General features: G+C 72.4%; 12 protein-coding genes and 1 pseudogene. 6 read left to right on the top strand and 7 right to left on the bottom strand.

Features of this window, described 5'->3' with window-relative positions; translation table 11 throughout:
• Window positions 1-38: 38 nt before the first annotated feature.
• Window positions 39-1442 carry a peptidoglycan-binding protein gene (locus ACFYW9_RS40840; protein ID WP_389160167.1) on the bottom strand — a complete coding sequence of 468 codons (1404 nt, stop codon included), beginning with the start codon at window positions 1440-1442 and terminating at the stop codon, window positions 39-41.
• 167 nt (window positions 1443-1609) lie between these two features.
• On the opposite strand from ACFYW9_RS40840, the gene ACFYW9_RS40835 reads away from it, so the two are divergent.
• A complete protein-coding gene (locus tag ACFYW9_RS40835) occupies window positions 1610-3784 on the top strand; it encodes a DHA2 family efflux MFS transporter permease subunit (RefSeq protein WP_389160165.1) in 2175 nt (724 codons plus the stop codon).
• A 3-nt stretch (window positions 3785-3787) separates the two neighbouring features.
• Here ACFYW9_RS40835 and ACFYW9_RS40830 read toward each other — a convergent pair whose 3' ends face one another.
• Window positions 3788-4309 (bottom strand): GNAT family N-acetyltransferase, encoded by a 522-nt coding sequence (locus ACFYW9_RS40830; RefSeq protein ID WP_389160163.1) that lies wholly within the window; start codon window positions 4307-4309, stop codon window positions 3788-3790.
• A 180-nt stretch (window positions 4310-4489) separates the two neighbouring features.
• On the opposite strand from ACFYW9_RS40830, the pseudogene ACFYW9_RS40825 reads away from it, so the two are divergent.
• Together ACFYW9_RS40825 and ACFYW9_RS40820 are read left to right on the top strand one after the other, a co-directional pair.
• Window positions 4490-5101, top strand: a pseudogene (locus ACFYW9_RS40825) (hypothetical protein); the annotation flags it as partial.
• A 296-nt stretch (window positions 5102-5397) separates the two neighbouring features.
• A complete protein-coding gene (locus ACFYW9_RS40820; RefSeq protein WP_389160162.1) occupies window positions 5398-6228 on the top strand; it encodes a hypothetical protein in 831 nt (276 codons plus the stop codon).
• 253 nt (window positions 6229-6481) lie between these two features.
• On the opposite strand, the gene ACFYW9_RS40815 is transcribed toward ACFYW9_RS40820, so the two are convergent.
• Window positions 6482-6937: a DUF1992 domain-containing protein gene (locus ACFYW9_RS40815; protein WP_389160160.1), complete on the bottom strand. Its 456-nt coding sequence runs from the start codon at window positions 6935-6937 to the stop codon at window positions 6482-6484.
• Between the two features lie 120 nt (window positions 6938-7057).
• Between ACFYW9_RS40815 and ACFYW9_RS40810 the strand changes: the two genes are divergently transcribed.
• A complete protein-coding gene (locus ACFYW9_RS40810) occupies window positions 7058-7453 on the top strand; it encodes a hypothetical protein (RefSeq protein ID WP_351862838.1) in 396 nt (131 codons plus the stop codon).
• 32 nt (window positions 7454-7485) lie between these two features.
• Here ACFYW9_RS40810 and ACFYW9_RS40805 read toward each other — a convergent pair whose 3' ends face one another.
• A complete protein-coding gene (locus ACFYW9_RS40805) occupies window positions 7486-8157 on the bottom strand; it encodes an O-methyltransferase (protein WP_389160158.1) in 672 nt (223 codons plus the stop codon).
• A 126-nt stretch (window positions 8158-8283) separates the two neighbouring features.
• On the bottom strand, window positions 8284-9669 hold the full coding sequence (proP, locus tag ACFYW9_RS40800; protein WP_389160156.1) for a glycine betaine/L-proline transporter ProP: 1386 nt from the start codon (window positions 9667-9669) through the stop codon (window positions 8284-8286).
• 443 nt (window positions 9670-10112) lie between these two features.
• On the opposite strand from proP, the gene ACFYW9_RS40795 reads away from it, so the two are divergent.
• Window positions 10113-12167, top strand: a complete 2055-nt coding sequence (locus ACFYW9_RS40795; RefSeq protein WP_389160154.1) for a bifunctional glycosyltransferase 87/phosphatase PAP2 family protein — start codon at window positions 10113-10115, stop codon at window positions 12165-12167.
• Between the two features lie 251 nt (window positions 12168-12418).
• Here ACFYW9_RS40795 and ACFYW9_RS40790 read toward each other — a convergent pair whose 3' ends face one another.
• Window positions 12419-13663 carry a cytochrome P450 gene (locus tag ACFYW9_RS40790; protein WP_351862834.1) on the bottom strand — a complete coding sequence of 415 codons (1245 nt, stop codon included), beginning with the start codon at window positions 13661-13663 and terminating at the stop codon, window positions 12419-12421.
• Window positions 13664-13969: 306 nt separating this feature from the next.
• On the opposite strand from ACFYW9_RS40790, the gene ACFYW9_RS40785 reads away from it, so the two are divergent.
• A complete protein-coding gene (locus ACFYW9_RS40785; protein ID WP_389160152.1) occupies window positions 13970-15139 on the top strand; it encodes a steroid 3-ketoacyl-CoA thiolase in 1170 nt (389 codons plus the stop codon).
• A 58-nt stretch (window positions 15140-15197) separates the two neighbouring features.
• Here the strand turns inward: ACFYW9_RS40785 and ACFYW9_RS40780 are convergent, their stop codons facing one another.
• On the bottom strand, window positions 15198-15872 hold the full coding sequence (locus tag ACFYW9_RS40780) for a YoaK family protein (RefSeq protein ID WP_389160169.1): 675 nt from the start codon (window positions 15870-15872) through the stop codon (window positions 15198-15200).
• Between the last annotated feature and the right edge of the window lie 44 nt (window positions 15873-15916).

Raw genomic sequence — 15916 nt, 5'->3', positions numbered from 1 at the left:
ACCCGCGAACGCCGGCGCAGCGACACCGCGGCCCTCGGCTACGGCTGCGACGTCTCCGCCTCCAGGCTCGCCCGCGTGGCCGGGCCGTACACCCCGGGGTCGTCTCCTGAGACGCCCCGCGTCCACTGGTACCAGCGCACGGCGTCCTCGAGGCGGCGGTCGAACTGGCCGTCGGCCTTCCGCATGTACATCCTCAGCTGGCCCAGCCGGAGCTGGAGCTCGGTCACCTCGGACCCGCTGTCGCCGCGCCGCAGGGTGGGCCCGGCCACTTCGTTCGAACCGCCGCCCCCGGTGGACGCCACGGATCCCGTCGCGGTCGCTGTCGGGCTCGGCCGCGCGGACGTCGGCGACGCCGAGGCCGACGAGGACGGTGACGCCGACGTGTCCGACTCGGACGCCGACGGCGACGGGCTCGTGCTCGTGCTCGGTGAGGCCGACGCGGACGCCGAGGCGGACTCCGACGAGGACGCGTTCGCCGACGGCACCGCGGAGGCCGTGTCGGACAGGACGTCCGGGGCGCTCGCCCTGACGTCCTTCGGCTGGGCCTCGTCCCGCGCGAGCGGGTCGTGGGAGAGCAGACCGCTCGCCACCCCCGCCGCGGCCACCACGGTCACCACGACCCCGGTGACGGCCAGGACACCGCTGCGCCGCCGACGCCTGGCCCGGCTCGCGGGCGAGGGTTCCTGGCCGGGCCCCGAGGCGCGCGCGTTCTCGTGGAAGAGGCGGACGTCGGTGGCGCGCGCCTCCGAGGGGAGCGCCTTCAGCCGCATGGTCGCGTCCGTCGGCATCGGTGCCGATGGCGTGGTCACCTCGGGCGGCAACGGTGCCGAGCGCGGGGCGGTATCCGCCGGTACCGGGGCCAGCCGCATGGTCGCGTCGGCCGGGATCGCGGCGAGCTGCATGGTCGAAGCGGCCGCGTCCTCTCCGCCCGCGGCCGGCATCGGCATCCCGCCGGACGGCATCCCGTCGGGCACGGAGCCCGTCGGCTCGGCACCGGCCGGTGCGCCGCCGTAAAAGCGCGGGTCGTCACCGTTCACCGGCATGGCGTCGGCCGCCCAGCCCCCGCCGTCCGGAGATGCCCCATGGGCGCTCACGGGCGCCGAGGTGCCCTCCGGCGTCCAGGTGCCCGCTTCGGCGGACACCCAGGGCTCTCCGGCCGTCGGGGCGGCCTGCCAGGAGCCCGTGGCCGTGCCGGCCGGGCCCGGGGCGCCGGCGCCCTCGGCCGGCTCCCAGCCCCCTCCGGCGGGCCCGGAGTACTCCGGGCCCAGTTCTACGTAGGGCCGTATGCGCAGCGGGTTGAAGTCCTCCGCCGTCGCGGCTTCCGCCGAGCGCTCGTCGCGCAGGGCGTCGGACGCCCTGCGGGTGCAGGCGCAGGACGGGGTGCCGTCCTGCGCCCGGTGTGCGGCGCACTCGGGGCAGACATGCCCGGTCGGTTCAGTCACGAGTGGGTCCCTCCCCCCTGAAAACTCCAGTGATTATCCGGACGACCTTCATACAACCTTCAAGCAGCCCCCCTGAATCGTGGATTCCGGTTGTCTCGACAGGCCATAACCGGACACACCGATCAGGATGGAGGGTGACCGGGACCCTCGGTGCTCAGGGAGGCCGCATGACCGGGGACGCGCATGGTTCCGACACACCGCCCGGCCAGGGGCCGGAAGGGGTGGAGGCGCCGGCCGGCGGCGGCATGGGCGAGCCGCCCGGACTGCACGACTCGGTCGAGGTGAGCGAGTCGGCGGTGCGCCGCCGCAGCGCGGCGGCGACCGACGCCCGGGACACGGTGCACGGCAGCGTCTTCGTGTCCATCGGCGCCCTGCTGCTCGGCATGCTGCTCGCCGCGCTGGACCAGACGATCGTGTCCACCGCGCTGCCGACCATCGTGAGCGACCTCGGCGGGCTGGAGCACCTGTCCTGGGTGGTCACGGCGTACCTGCTCGCGTCGACGGCGGCGACCCCGCTGTGGGGCAAGCTCGGCGACCAGTACGGCCGCAAGAAGCTTTTCCAGACGGCGATCGTGATCTTCCTGATCGGGTCGGCGCTGTGCGGCATGTCGCAGAACATGGGCGAGCTGATCGCCTTCCGGGCGCTGCAGGGACTCGGCGGCGGCGGGCTGATGGTGCTGTCGATGGCCATCGTCGGCGACCTCGTCCCGCCGCGTGAACGCGGCAAGTACCAGGGGCTGTTCGGAGCGGTGTTCGGCGCGACGAGTGTGCTGGGGCCGCTGCTCGGCGGGCTGTTCACGGAACACCTGAGCTGGCGCTGGGTCTTCTACATCAACCTGCCCGTCGGTGTCGTGGCGCTCGCGGTGATCGCCGCGGTCCTGCACATCCCGAGGAAGTCGGCACGGCACGTCATCGACTACGCCGGTACGTTCCTGATCGCCGCGGTCGCCACCTGCCTGGTCCTGGTGGCCTCGCTGGGCGGCACCACCTGGGACTGGGGCTCGCCGCAGGTCATCGGGCTCGTGATCGTCGGCGTGGTCCTCGGCGTCGCCTTCGTCGCGGTGGAGCGGCGCGCGGCCGAACCCGTTCTGCCGCTCAAGCTGTTCCGGGTCCACACGTTCACGCTGTCCGCGATCATCAGCTTCATCGTGGGGTTCGCGATGTTCGGCGCGATGACCTATCTGCCGACGTTCCTCCAGGTCGTGCAGGGCGTCTCGCCCACGATGTCCGGCGTGCACATGCTGCCGATGGTGTTCGGGCTGCTGCTGTCGTCCACGGTCTCCGGTCAGATCGTCAGCCGTACCGGCCGCTGGAAGGTGTTCCCGGTCGTCGGCACCGGCGTCACCGCCCTCGGCCTGCTCCTGCTGCACCAGCTCGACGAGAACAGCGGCACGGGCGAGATGAGCGCGTACTTCTTCGTGTTCGGCCTGGGCCTCGGTCTGGTCATGCAGGTGCTGGTCCTCATCGTGCAGAACGCGGTGTCGTACGAGGATCTGGGCGTCGCCACCTCCGGGGCGACCTTCTTCCGGTCCATCGGCGCCTCGTTCGGCGTCGCGATCTTCGGCACGGTCTTCGCGGGCCGCCTCGGCGACAACCTGACGAAGGCACTGGGCGGACAGCAGCTTCCACCCGGCATCACCACGGACTCCCTGAAGGCCGACCCGAAGGGGATCGCCCGGCTGCCGGCCGACCTGCGGCCGTCCGTCCTGCACGCGTTCGCGACATCGATCACCGATGTCTTCCTGTACGCCGCCCCGGTCGCCCTGCTCGGTTTCGTGCTGGCCTGGTTCCTGCGCGAGGACAAGCTGCGCGGCTCCGTCACGGCTCCCGACGTCACGGAGACACTCGCCAGCAACCCGGTCGAGCGGTCGTCGTACGACGAGGTGTGCCGGGCGCTGTCCGTGCTCGGCACCCGGGAGGGGCGCCGCGAGATCTACGAGAAGATCACCGCGCGCGCGGGCTACGACCTGTTGCCGGCGGCGAGCTGGCTGCTGCTGCGGATCAAGAAGTACGGGTGGGCCGAACCCGCTCTGCTGGCCGAACACAGTGCCGTGCCCCTGGGCGTCGTCCTGGCCGCCGCCCGCCAGATCGAGGAACGCCGGCTCGTCCGCCGCGAGGGCCTGGACCTGGTCCTGACCGACGAGGGCCGCGTCGTCGCCGGGAACCTGTCACGGGCCCGCGAGGAGTCCCTCGCCGAACTCCTCGGCGACTGGTGGGCACCGGACCGTCCGACCGACCTCACCAAGCTGGTCGAGGAGCTGAACGAGGAGATGTGCGGTTCCGACGCGGAACGCCCCTACTCCGGGACGCCGGTCGCCCGGCCCCAGGGAGAGATGGGCTGAGCGTCAGCCGGCCAGGTCCTTCCGGAACCAGTGCTCGGCGTAGGCCTCGTCGTTGTGCGCCGCGGTCTCCTCGTACCCGTGCCGGGCGTACAGGGCCCGAGCCTCGACGAGGTCGGAGCGGGTGTCGAGGACGAGCCGCCGGGCGCCCAGGCCACGGGCGACCGTCTCGGCGGACGCCAGCAGGAGCGGGGCCGCGCCCTTGCCGCGCAGGTCCGCGCGGACGAAGACCCGTTTCAGCTCGCCCGTCGTGGCGTCGAGCATCCGCACCCCCGCCGTGCCGCCGGGCTCACCGTCGTGGCGGGCGACCAGCAGCACCCCCGCCGGCGGAGTGAACTCGGCGCCCGTCTGCGCGGCGATCTCCCGCTCCAGTTCGTCGGGATCCGTCGTACGCCCTTCGTGCACCTGATACCACCGGTCGCTGACCTCCGTGTAGTACGCCCGCCACAGGGCTTGGGCGGCAGGGGAGTCGAAGGGTTCCGGGGCCACGCTCCAGGAGTCCTGTGTGCCGGAAGGCGATCGGGTCATGGGCGCCATTGTCGGTGGGCGCCGCCCCTGGCGCGCAACCGGATAACGAGCGTGGCCGAACAGTGCGACGAGGAAGGGGCGTTGACGGCCCGTGCCGTCACGGGGGCCGTTTGAGGAGCGGGTTCCGGGCAACCCGGTCCGGGAACCGGCCCGTTGGGTCGAGAACCCGGGAAGGCACCCATGTCCACAGGCGTGATCATCGCTCTGATCATCGTGGCGGCCGTTGCCGTTGTCGCGGCCGCCCTCACCCTCCGCGCCCGAAGGCCGCCGGGCGGGCGCTCCCTGCGGCGGCGCTTCGGACCGGAGTACGACCGGACCGTCGCCCGGCACGACGGCGACACCCAGGCCGCCGAACGCGACCTCAACGAGCGGGTGAAGCGGCACGGCGCACTGCGGGCGCGGCCGCTGGAACCCGCGGCCAGGGAACGGTACGCGGCCGGCTGGACGGCCGCCCAGGAACGCTTCGTCGACTCGCCCCGGGAGGCGGTGACCGAGGCCGACCGGCTGCTCGGCGAGCTGGCCGGAGCACGCGGATTCCCCGACGGGGACCGCTACGAGGAGCAGGTGTCCGCGCTCTCCGTCCACCACGGACACCACGTCCACGGCTACCGCCGCGTGCACCGGGCCGCACTGGCCCGCACGGGCGCGAACGGGGACGGCAACGGGAACGGGAACGGGAACGGCGGCGTCGACACCGAGAAGCTGCGCGAGGCCATGCTGGAGGCGCGCGACCTCTTCGACGACCTGCTGACCCCGACCCGCGAGGACACCTCGCCCGGCCGGGCGCGCGACACGGACGACGTGAGCGAGCCCCTGGCCGCCCGTCCGGAGCGCAGCAAGCGGTTCGCCCTGACCAAGGACGCCCGGCGCGCCGAGCCCGAGCCGACGCCGGCGAGCGCCGTGCGCACCGAGCAGGCGGAGCCGACGGAGCGCACCGGGCACACGGAGAGCACCGGGCACACGGAGAGCGCCGAGAGCGGCGCGAGCAGCGAGAACAGCACCAGGACCTCCACCCCCGACACTCGCTCCCACCTTCCCTGGTCCTTCACCAGGCGTCAGGCGAAGGGGAGTTGAAGAAGGTGAGCACCATGAAGCCAGAACAGGATCCCGAGCGGACCCCGTCCCGCGAGGCCGCTGCCATGAAGGGCCGTGCGACCCCGGTACCCGCCGGGCGTTCCTCGGACGACCGGGCGGACGGGAATCGCGGAGAGGGCGAGGACGTGTCGCGCCGCGAGGCCCTGAAGGGCCAGGTGGACCCCGTGTCCACCGAGACCGCTCCGGGCACCCCCGACAAGAACGGCACCCCCGACAGGAACGGCGCCCCGGACAGGAACGGCGCCCCGGACAGGAACGGCGCCCCGGACAGGAACGGCGGCCGTGCCACCGACGGTGACGACCGGGCGGTCCGTCCGGCCGGGACCGGTGCGACGGCCCGCGCGACGACGGGCGCCGACATCGACGAGCGGGAGGCCCCGGGCGACGGCCGTGCGGGGCGTACGGGCGCCGGTCCCGCATCCCGCGCGTCCGGGGCCCCCGAAGGCCCCGGGCCGCGCCCCGTGCCCCGTGACGCCGGGGGAGCCCTCAAGGGCGGCTCGGCGGACACCCGGGACCGTGCGGACGACTCCGCCGGGCGGGACGAGCGGATGCTGCCGCTGGACGAGCACGACAAGTTCTCGTTGCGGATGCGGCACGCGGTCGGCGGGTTCATCGACGGGCCGCAGGCCTCCGTCGAGGAGGCCGACCAGGTGCTGGAGGAACTCGCGGGCCGGTTCACGGAAGCCGTGACCCGGCGGCGGCGCGCCCTGCGTACGTCCTGGCAGTCCGGCGCCGAGGACAGGACGACGGACCCGGACACCGAGCGGCTCCGGCTCGCCCTGCGGGACTACCGCGAGATGACCGAGCGGCTCCTGCGGCTCTGAACCGGCTCCGACACCCTCCCCGGTGAAGTGAGGCCGCGTCCCGGACCATGCCCCGGGACGCGGCCTCACGCCCTGCGCGCCGCCTCACCGCGCCAGGCGCAGGACCGCCCGTCGGCACGTCGGCGCGCAGGCCCGTCGGGCTCAGGTGCGTCCGGCCGTTCGGTCGCGTCCGGGGGCGGCCGCGGAGTTCGTCGTGCCGGCGGTGCCGACGGTCCGGCCGGACCGTCTCCGGCGTTCCGCCGTCCGCCCCGGCTCACGCTGAGCCGGTGGCTCCCCGCTCGTCGGGCCCCGGGCCGCCGGGCGCCGGGTTCTCGCGGGCCGCGCGCCACTCCCCGGCGATCTTCTCCACGTCGTACGGCTTGAGCCCGAGCGGAGGTCCGGGCGGCGGCTTGAACATGACCTCGCGGATCTTGGCGTTGATGTCCTCGACCGCCCGCCGTACCGCCCGCTCCGAAGGAAGCGCGGGAACCGCCGCGAGCACGTCCTCCGCCTCCTTGCGCAGCGCCAGTGTGGGCGGCAGGACCGACAGACCCTCGCGGGCCATCTTCCGTTTGATCCACCAGAGTTCGTCGTACGGGGTGTCGGTGACCTCCGGCAGCGGCTTGCCCGCGCCGGGGAGCTCCGTGAATTCGCCGCGGGCCTCCGCCTGGCGGATCTGTCGGTCGACCCAGGACTCGAAGGTGACACCGGGTGGCTTGCGCTCGGTCATGAGTCCATTGTGCCGGAGGTCACACGGCGAGGGGAAAGGTCGAATTATCATGCGGCGGCGACGGGGCAACGACGTTCCCCGGCGGGACAATCGGACCAGCACCTCACGAAGGAGCGCGCGTTGCTCGAACTCACCATGGCCTCGGTGTCCGGAGGGGACGCCGGAGCGACGGCCGGGATGCAGATGGCCGACGCGCCGAGCGATCCCGGAGCCATGCTGCGGGTGGGCAGGGACCGGGCCGTGTGCCGTCTCGCGACCCCCGACGACTGGCTGTTCGTCTCCCGGGTCCACCTGGAGTTCCTGTGCGGCCCGGACGGCTCCTGGCAGGTCACCTGGCTCCGGGGTTCCCACGCGGAGCCGTCCTCCGAGGTCCGGCTGATCCTGACGGGGCTGCAGCCCCAGCCGCTTCCGTACGGCGGGACGGCCAGACTCCCGGCGGGCGGCTCCGGTGAGCTCGTCATCCAGGACCGCACCGGGCCCCACACCGTGAACGTGGGCTTCTACCACGAGCTCTAGGAGTGGCGCGGCGGTGCGGGGCGGGACCAGGGTCAGGCTTCCACGCGGGCCAGGGCGAACCCGTCGTACCCCTTGATGCCCACCGTCTGCAGCGCCGTGCCGTTCAACTTCGGGTGGGAGGCGATCAGTTCGAGCGCGGCCCGGGTGCCCAGCACGCTCGGGTCGGTGCTCGACGCGTCGATGACCGCTCCGCCGCGGACCACGTTGTCGAGGACGATCACGCTGCCGGGCCGGGTGAGCCGGACCGCCCACTCGACGTAGTGGGGGTTGTTCACCTTGTCCGCGTCGATGAAGACGAGGTCGAACGGCTCCGGATCCTCGTCCGCCAGCTTCGGCAGGGTCTCCAGGGCGGGGCCCACCCGCACCTCGGCGATCTTGTCGAGGCCCGCCCGCGCGAGGTTGGCGCGGGCGACCTCGGCGTGCCGGGGGTCGTACTCGAGGGTGATCAGCCGACCGTCGGCCGGCAGCGCGCGGCCCATCCAGATCGTGCTGTAGCCGCCGAGCGTGCCGATCTCCAGGATGCGGCGGGCGCCCTGGATCTCGGCGATCAGCCGGAGCAGTTTCCCGTGGTTCGGCGCGACGTTGATGGGGGGCAGTCCGGCCGCGTCGCTGTCGTGCAGCGCGGCGGCGAGGATCTCGTCGGCGGGGGCCAGGAGGTTGGTGAAGTGGTCGTCGACGTCGTTCCAGAGCTGCGACTCGCTCATGCACCGGGCCTTTCATAGCCTCGTTGGATGCGCTGAGGACTTCCGCCTCGAACCTAGCCCCCGGCGTCCCCGCGTGCCAGCGGGATTCGGGCCCCGCGCGTCGCCGGGGCGCGGGGCCCGCGGACGTCAGCGCGGCGCGGGTTCCACGGCGGGTGCCGAGCCCGGCAGGGGCCGGCCCGCCGACTCCGTCATGAACCAGACCGCCGCACCGCCGATCACGGCCGCGGCCATCATGTAGTACGCGGGCATCATCATGTTCCCGGTCGCCCCGATGAGGGCGGTGACGACCAGCGGGGTCGTGCCGCCGAAGAGCGAGACGGAGACGTTGAAGCCGATCGAGAGCGAGCCGTAGCGCACCCGGGTCGGGAAGAGCGCCGGGAGCGCGGCCGGCATCGCCGCGGTGAAGCAGACCAGCAGCAGGCCGAGGGCGCCCATGCCGAGCGCGACGGCGAGCAGGCTGCCCTGGCGGATCAGCAGCAGGGCCGGGACGGACAGGGCGAGGAAGCCGGCGCAGCCCGCGGCGATCACCGGGCGGCGGCCGATCCGGTCGGTCAGGGCGCCCGCGAACGGCTGCACGACCATCATCAGCGCCATCACGCCGAGGACCACGAGCAGACCGTGCGTCTCGTCGTACTCGAGCTCGCTGGTCAGGTAGCTCGGCATGTAGGACAGCAGCATGTAGTCGGTGACGTTGAAGACCAGCACCAGGCCCATGCACAGCAGCAGGGTGCGCCACTGGCCGGTGACCATCTCGCGCAGCGGCACCTTGGGGCGGCCCGCCTCGGACTTCTCGAGCTCCGCGGCGAACGCCGGGGTCTCCTCGAGGCGCATCCGCAGGTAGAGCCCGACGATGCCCATCGGGCCCGCGATCAGGAACGGGACGCGCCAGCCCCAGGACAGCAGGTCGTCGGTGGACAGCAGGGCGGTCATGAGGGTCACCAGACCCGCGCCGCCGATGTATCCGGCCAGCGTGCCGAACTCCAGCCAGCTTCCGAGGAAGCCGCGCTTCTTGTCGGGCGCGTACTCGGCGATGAAGGTCGTGGCGCCCGCGTACTCGCCGCCGGTGGAGAAGCCCTGCACCAGACGGGCCGCGAGCAGCAGGACCGGAGCGCCGACGCCGATCGTGGCGTACGACGGGATCAGACCGATGGCGAAGGTGCCGGCCGCCATCATGATCATGGTGAGGGCGAGGACCTTCTGGCGGCCGATCCGGTCGCCGAGCGGGCCGAAGACCAGGCCGCCGAGCGGGCGGACGAGGAAGGCCGCGGCGAAGGCGCCGAAGGTCGCGAGGAGCTGGGCGGTCGGGTTGCCCGAGGGGAAGAAGACCTTGCCCAGGGTCACCGCGATGTAGCTGTAGACGCCGAAGTCGAACCATTCCATCGCGTTGCCGAGCGCCGCCGCCTTCACGGCGCGCCTGACCAGCGCGGGGTCGGTGACGGTGACCTCGGGGGAGGCGGGGCGGGCGGGAGCGGGGAGGCGTACGGCGGGGGCCGTCGGGGTCGCGGTCGGCAAGGGCCTTCCTTTCGCCGGGGACAGGGGCGGGTCCGCCCGGGGGCGGACCGGGGGCTCGCACAGGTGACCCGTGGGTCGCCCGGGGCGGACCCGGCGGCCCACCCGGAGGCGGGCCGAAAAGCGACCTTAGGCCCGTTCGTCCCCGTCACGTGGTGTATGCGGCGCGCAGCACAGCGCACATAAAGGCCGTGTACGCAGGCGCGACGGGGCGGCCGGAGCCGCCCCCGCGGGGGCTCGTCTGTGATCCATGTCGCGAGGTCGGCGGGGAGCCGGCCCCTTCGCCGACCGTCGACATTCGGACAAAAGCGGAGAAGCCGCGGGCCGATCGAGGGCTCCCGCGCCTTCCGGTGAGGGTGGCCGCGACATGAGAGGTCCTGATATGGGTTGACATAAGGGATCTGTGAGACACGGACCGGTCAATGGGTCAGGAGGGTCGACAAGGCGTGGCGAACGCGGAGCACGGCGGACGGCCGGGCAAGAGCCTCGTGGGAGCACCGGAGACGGTGCGAGCACGGCTGCGCGCCCTTCGCGTCGGGCTCTGGGCCGTCGCCGCGATACTGGCCGTACGACAGGTCGCCGCAGTCCTCAGCACCCCCAAGGCGGACCGGCTGACGGATCTGGAGACCTGGGTCGGCCCGAACGGCGTACTGCACGTGAAGGGCTCGCTGTACGACTCGACACGGTTCACCGGCACCCCGCTCGGCGGCCTCGTCCTCAAACCTCTCACCCGGTCGGCCGAACAGGCCCTCGGCTGGGGCTGGACCTTCGGCACCCTGCTGCTCGTCGTGGCGCTCGGCCTGGTGGCCGCCCGCGCCCTGCCGCCGCCGGTGAGCCGGCGTACGTCACTGCTCGCCGCGCCCGTGGCCGTCAGCCTGCTGATGCTGTCGCTCCCCGTACGCAACGCCCTCTACCTCGGCCAGACCAGCATCATCCCGGTGCTGCTCGTCCTGCTCGGCTGCTTCGTCGTCCGCGGGGAACGCGTCTGCGGGGTCCTCATCGGGCTCGCGGCGGCCCTCCAGCCGACCGTGCTGCTCTTCGCGCCGCTTCTCTGGTTCACCGGCCGCCGCCGCGCCGCCGCCTCCACCGGGGCCACGTTCGCCGCCCTCACCGCGCTCGCCTGGGCCGCGATGCCGCACGACTCGAACACGTACTGGGTGCACCACCTGGCGGGCGTCGGCCTCGGCAAGGACGCCGACGACCTCGCCAACCAGTCCCTGCACGGCGCGCTGCTCCGGTTCGGTCTCACCGGGCCGCTGGAGGTCGGTCTCTTCCTGGCGCTCGGCGCGGCCGTCGCCGTCGTCGGACTCCGCCGCGCGGTGCGCCACGCCCGTGACGGACAGCTGCTGCTCGCCGTCGCGGTGACCGGCTGTGTCGCCGTCGCCGTCTCGCCCACCACCTGGCAGCACCAGGTGCTGTGGGTGCTGCTCGCGCTCGTCGGCCGGGTCGGCCGGAAGGCCTCGGACCGCTATGTGTGGCCCGTCGCGGTCGTCCTCGTCATGACGCTGCCCGCCCGGATGATGCTGCCGGACATGCCGGTGCTCCAGCCGCTGCGCGACAACGTCGTGCTGGTCGCCGCGCTGGTCGCCGCCGCCGTCGTACCGTTCCTGTCCCGTACGTCCGCGTACTACCGGGCCCCGGTCCCCGCCGACCACGCGGCGCCCGTTCCCACCCGGTGGAGGCGGGTCCCGCTGCTGCCGTCGGGCCGGGTCCTCGACCGTACGAACCTGCTGCTCGAACTGCTCCTGATCCGCGTCGGGTACTCCGCCTACCAGCAGGTCAGGCTGGCCGCGACGGGCGGCACCAACTCCGGCGGCAGGGCCGCCGCCGAGCACCACGGCGAGCAGATCCTCGCCGTCGAGCGGTTCCTGCACCTGGACGTCGAGCGCTGGGTCAACCACTCGGTGGTCCAGGTCCCCTTCCTGAGGGATTTCTTCGACTTCTACTACCAGTCGTTCCACTTCGGTATCCCGCTCACCGTCCTCGCCGTGCTCTACGTCCGTCGCCCGGCCGACCACCGCTGGGCCCGCTCCGCCCTCGGCTTCGCCACCCTCCTCGCCCTTGTCGGCTTCTGGCTCTACCCGCTCGCCCCGCCGCGCCTGATGCCGGGCCTCGGCGTGATCGACACCGTGCACGGCGCGCAGGACTTCTCCAAGCCCGACTACGGCACGCTGACCGAGCTGACCAACCAGTACGCGGCGATGCCCTCGCTGCACTTCGGCTGGTCCCTGTGGTGCGGGGTCGTCATCGCGGTGCTGGCGCCCCGGTGGTGGATGAAGGCGCTGGGCCTGCTGCACCCGCTGCTGACGCTCTCCTCGATCGTGGCGACCGGAAATCACTGGGTCCTGGACGCCGGCGGGGGCGCGGCGGTGGTCGCCGCGGGCTTCGGGCTGACGTATCTCCTCACCGGTCCGCGGTCCCGGACACCCGTGGAACCGGTCGGGACAGGTGTGGAACCGCCGGTCCGTGCGGTGGGCCGGGCAGGCCGGACACGGGGCTGATCCGGTCACGTGCCCGGGCTGTCCGGTGCCGTGTCCGGGGCGGGGCGGAACGGGTCGGGGCGGGTCGGGGCGGTGTGCGCCGAGGTGTCGTGCGGGTGCGGGTGCGGGTGCGGGTGCGTGGTGAGGGGTGAGGGGTGAGGTGAGGGTGTGGGTCTCGGGGGAGGCAGAGGCGGGCGCGGGGGGATGCCCCTGCCTCCCTCGGGACGGGCCGACGGTGCCGGGAGGACGTCGGCCCGAGCGTGCGGCGCCCGCTACGCGTGACGGACCTGGAGTTCCTTGACCCCGTTCAGCCAGGCGGAGCGGAGGCGGCGGGGATCGCCCGCCAGCCGCAGACGCGGCATGGAGTCGGCGATCGCGTTGAAGATCAGGTCGATCTCCAGCGTGGCCAGGGACCTGCCGAGGCAGAAGTGCGGACCGCCGCCGCCGAAGCCGAGGTGCGGGTTGGGGTCACGGGTGATGTCGAAGACCTCGGGGTTCTCGAACACCTCGGGGTCGTTGTTGGCGGAGGAGTAGAAGATGCCGACGCGGTCGCCCTTCCTGATCCGCTGCCCGCCCAGTTCGGTGTCCTGGGTGGCGGTGCGCTGGAAGGCGACGACGGGGGTCGCCCAGCGGACGATCTCCTCGGCGGTGGTCTTCGGCCGTTCCCTCTTGTACAGGTCCCACTGGTCGGGGTGGGTGAGCAGGGCGTGCATCCCGTGGGTGATGGCGTTGCGGGTCGTCTCGTTGCCGGCGACCGCCAGCAGCAGGACGAAGAAGCCGAACTCGTCGGTGGCGAGGTTCCCCTGGTCCTCCGCCGCCACGAGCGTGCTGACGATGTCCTTGGCGGGGCACTGCTTGCGGTCCGCCGCCATGTTCATCGCGTACGAGATGAGTTCGGTGGCCGACTCGGCGCCGATCTCCTCGGTGATCGCGTACTCCGGATCGTCGTACGCCACCATCTTGTTGGACCAGTCGAAGATCTTGACGCGGTCCTCCTGCGGGACGCCGATGAGCTCGGCTATCGCCTGGAGCGGGAGTTCGCAGGCGACCTGGGTGACGAAGTCGAAGGAGCCGTCGGGGGCGGCCTGCGCGAGCGCGTTCGCGACGATCGAACCGGCGCGGGCGCGCAGCGCGTCCTCCAGCGAGCGGATGGCGCGCGGGGTGAAGCCGCGCTGCACGATCTGACGGACCCGGGTGTGCTCGGGCGGGTCCATGTTCAGCATGATGAGCCGCTGGACCTCGATCTGCTCGCGCTGGATGTGCTCGTTGAAGCGGATGACGGCGGTGTTGAGGAACGAGGAGAACAGTTCGGGGTGCGTCGAGACGTACTTGACGTCCGAGTGCCGGGTGACGGCCCAGTAGCCGTCGTCCTCGAAGCCGGCGACGCCGGGCTGTTGCGGGATCCAGTGGACCGGCCGGGCCCGGCGCAACGCGGCGAACTCCGGGAGGGGCACGCGGTGGTGCAGCACGTCGGGGTCGGTGAAGTCGAACCCGTCGGGCAGCGCTGGACAGGACATCGGCAACTCCCGGCTCTTTCTCGCACGTGATTCTGACGGGTCATCAGGAATAGGGAATCGCCGTGAAGGTAGTAACGGGTTCTACAAGTGGCAAGAGGCGCGGGCCCCCCAATTGCGTGCGGGATTCGTACAGATCACGACTTCGGGGGCTGCACGACCCTTGCGGCGCGGGGGGTTCGCTCAGCAAACTGCACGCAGAACTGGTACGCGTTCTAGTTCTGCGCGGTGGGTGGGCCGGGACGCCCCGCGCTGCGCGGGTCAGCTGGGCCTGACCGTCGGGCAGGCCTGAGGAGAGGACGAGCCCCCATGGCCGCGGAACCCGTGATCGTCGAAGCCGTACGGACGCCCATCGGCAAGCGCGGTGGCGCGCTCGCCAATCTGCACCCCGCCTATCTCCTGGGCGAGACCTACCGTGAACTCCTCGGCCGCACCGGCATTCCCGCCGACTGCGTCGAGCAGATCGTCGGCGGCACGGTGACCCACGCCGGCGAGCAGTCGATGAATCCCGCGCGCACCGCCTGGCTGACGGTGGGACTGCCCTACGAGACGGCGGCGACGACGGTCGACTGCCAGTGCGGCTCCTCGCAGCAGGCCTCCCACATGGTCGCCAACATGATCGCGGCGGGCGTCATCGACGTCGGGATCAGCTGCGGTGTCGAGGCGATGTCGCGGGTGCCGCTGGGCTCGGGGTCCAAGCACGGGCCGGGCAAGCCGTTCCCCGACGAGTGGAACGTCGATCTGCCGAACCAGTTCGAGGCGGCCGAACGGATCGCGCGCCACCGCGGGCTGACCCGCGAGAACGTCGACTCCCTCGGGCTCATCTCGCAGGAACGGGCCGCTGTCGCCTGGGCCGAGGAGCGCTTCAAGCGCGAGACGTTCGCCGTGCAGGTGCCCACCACCGAGGACGAACAGCGGGCGGGGCAGGGCATGTGGCGGCTCGTCGACCGGGACGAGGGGCTGCGCGACACGTCCATGGAGGCGCTGGCGAAGCTGAAGCCCGTGATGCCGACCGCCATTCACACGGCCGGCAACTCCTCCCAGATCTCGGACGGTTCGGCGGCCATCCTGTGGGCCTCCAAGCGGATGGCGCGGGCGCTGAAGCTGCGGCCGCGGGCGCGGATCGTGGCCCAGGCGCTGGTCGGTTCGGACCCGCACTTCCACCTGGACGGGCCGATCGACGCCACCCGGGCCGTGCTCGGCAAGGCCGGGATGTCGCTGAAGGACATCGACCTCGTCGAGATCAACGAGGCCTTCGCGTCGGTGGTGTTGAGCTGGGCGCAGGTCTTCGAGCAGGACCTGGAGAAGGTGAACGTGAACGGGGGCGGGATCGCGCTCGGGCATCCCGTGGGGGCCACGGGGGCTCGGCTCATCACCACGGCGCTGCACGAACTGGAGCGTGCGGAAAAGGAGTTCGCGCTGATCACGATGTGTGCGGGTGGGGGGCTCGCGACGGGGACGATCATTCAGCGGTTGTGAGGGGGCTTGCGGTGCGTCCGCCGTGGGCTTGTGGTGCGTTTCCATGGGCTTGCGGGCGCTACTCCCGTCCGGAGACGGTTGCCGCCAGGGCCGCCGGGATCAGGGCCGCGATCAGCAGGGGGAGCGCGAGGCCGTGGTGCAGGACCAGCCACGCGCCGAGCAGGGCGCCCGCCGCCATCGCCAGGACGGAGGCGGTCCGGCGCGGGGAGTGGTGGCCCGCGCCGCCGCCGACGCGGCTGTCGGCGGCCAGGCCCGTGAGGGTCATCGTCAGCACGGTGGTCGTCAGGTCGGCGATGCCGAGCCTGCGTACCGTCGCGTTGCGCAGGCCCATCGCGAAGGCCGTCACGGCGATCACGGTGTAGGTGGTGGCGGTCGCGTGCGGGGCGGCGAAGGCCACCGCCGCGCAGGCGAGAGTCAGGACGGCTTCGGCGGCGAACGTGGCGCGGGCCCAGGTGCGGCGTGAGCCGCCGCTCAGCCATGTCGCCGTTCGTCCGCCGGTCGCGGCGCCCGCCACGAAGCAGGACAGCGAGGTGAGGGTGTGCGGGACGGAGAAGCCGGGGGCGCCGGCGGCGGCGAAGCCGAGCACGACCACGTTGCCGGTCATGTTGGCCGTGAAGACGTGGCCCAGGCCGAGGTAGCTCACCGCGTCGATGAGGCCGCTGACGACGGTCAGCGACAGCAGCGCGGGCACGAGGCGGAGGCCTTTTGACTCGGGGTCGTGCGGCGGGGTCATGGGGGCCAGTCCACCACGGGGGCGGGGTCGCTGCGCCGGCGTTC

This window comes from Streptomyces sp. NPDC002698 (genome assembly GCF_042888945.1).
In the GTDB taxonomy this organism is placed as follows: Bacteria; Actinomycetota; Actinomycetes; order Streptomycetales; family Streptomycetaceae; genus Streptomyces.
Note: the sequence above shows the minus strand (reverse complement) of the source record. Positions and strands in the feature narration are given on the sequence as shown.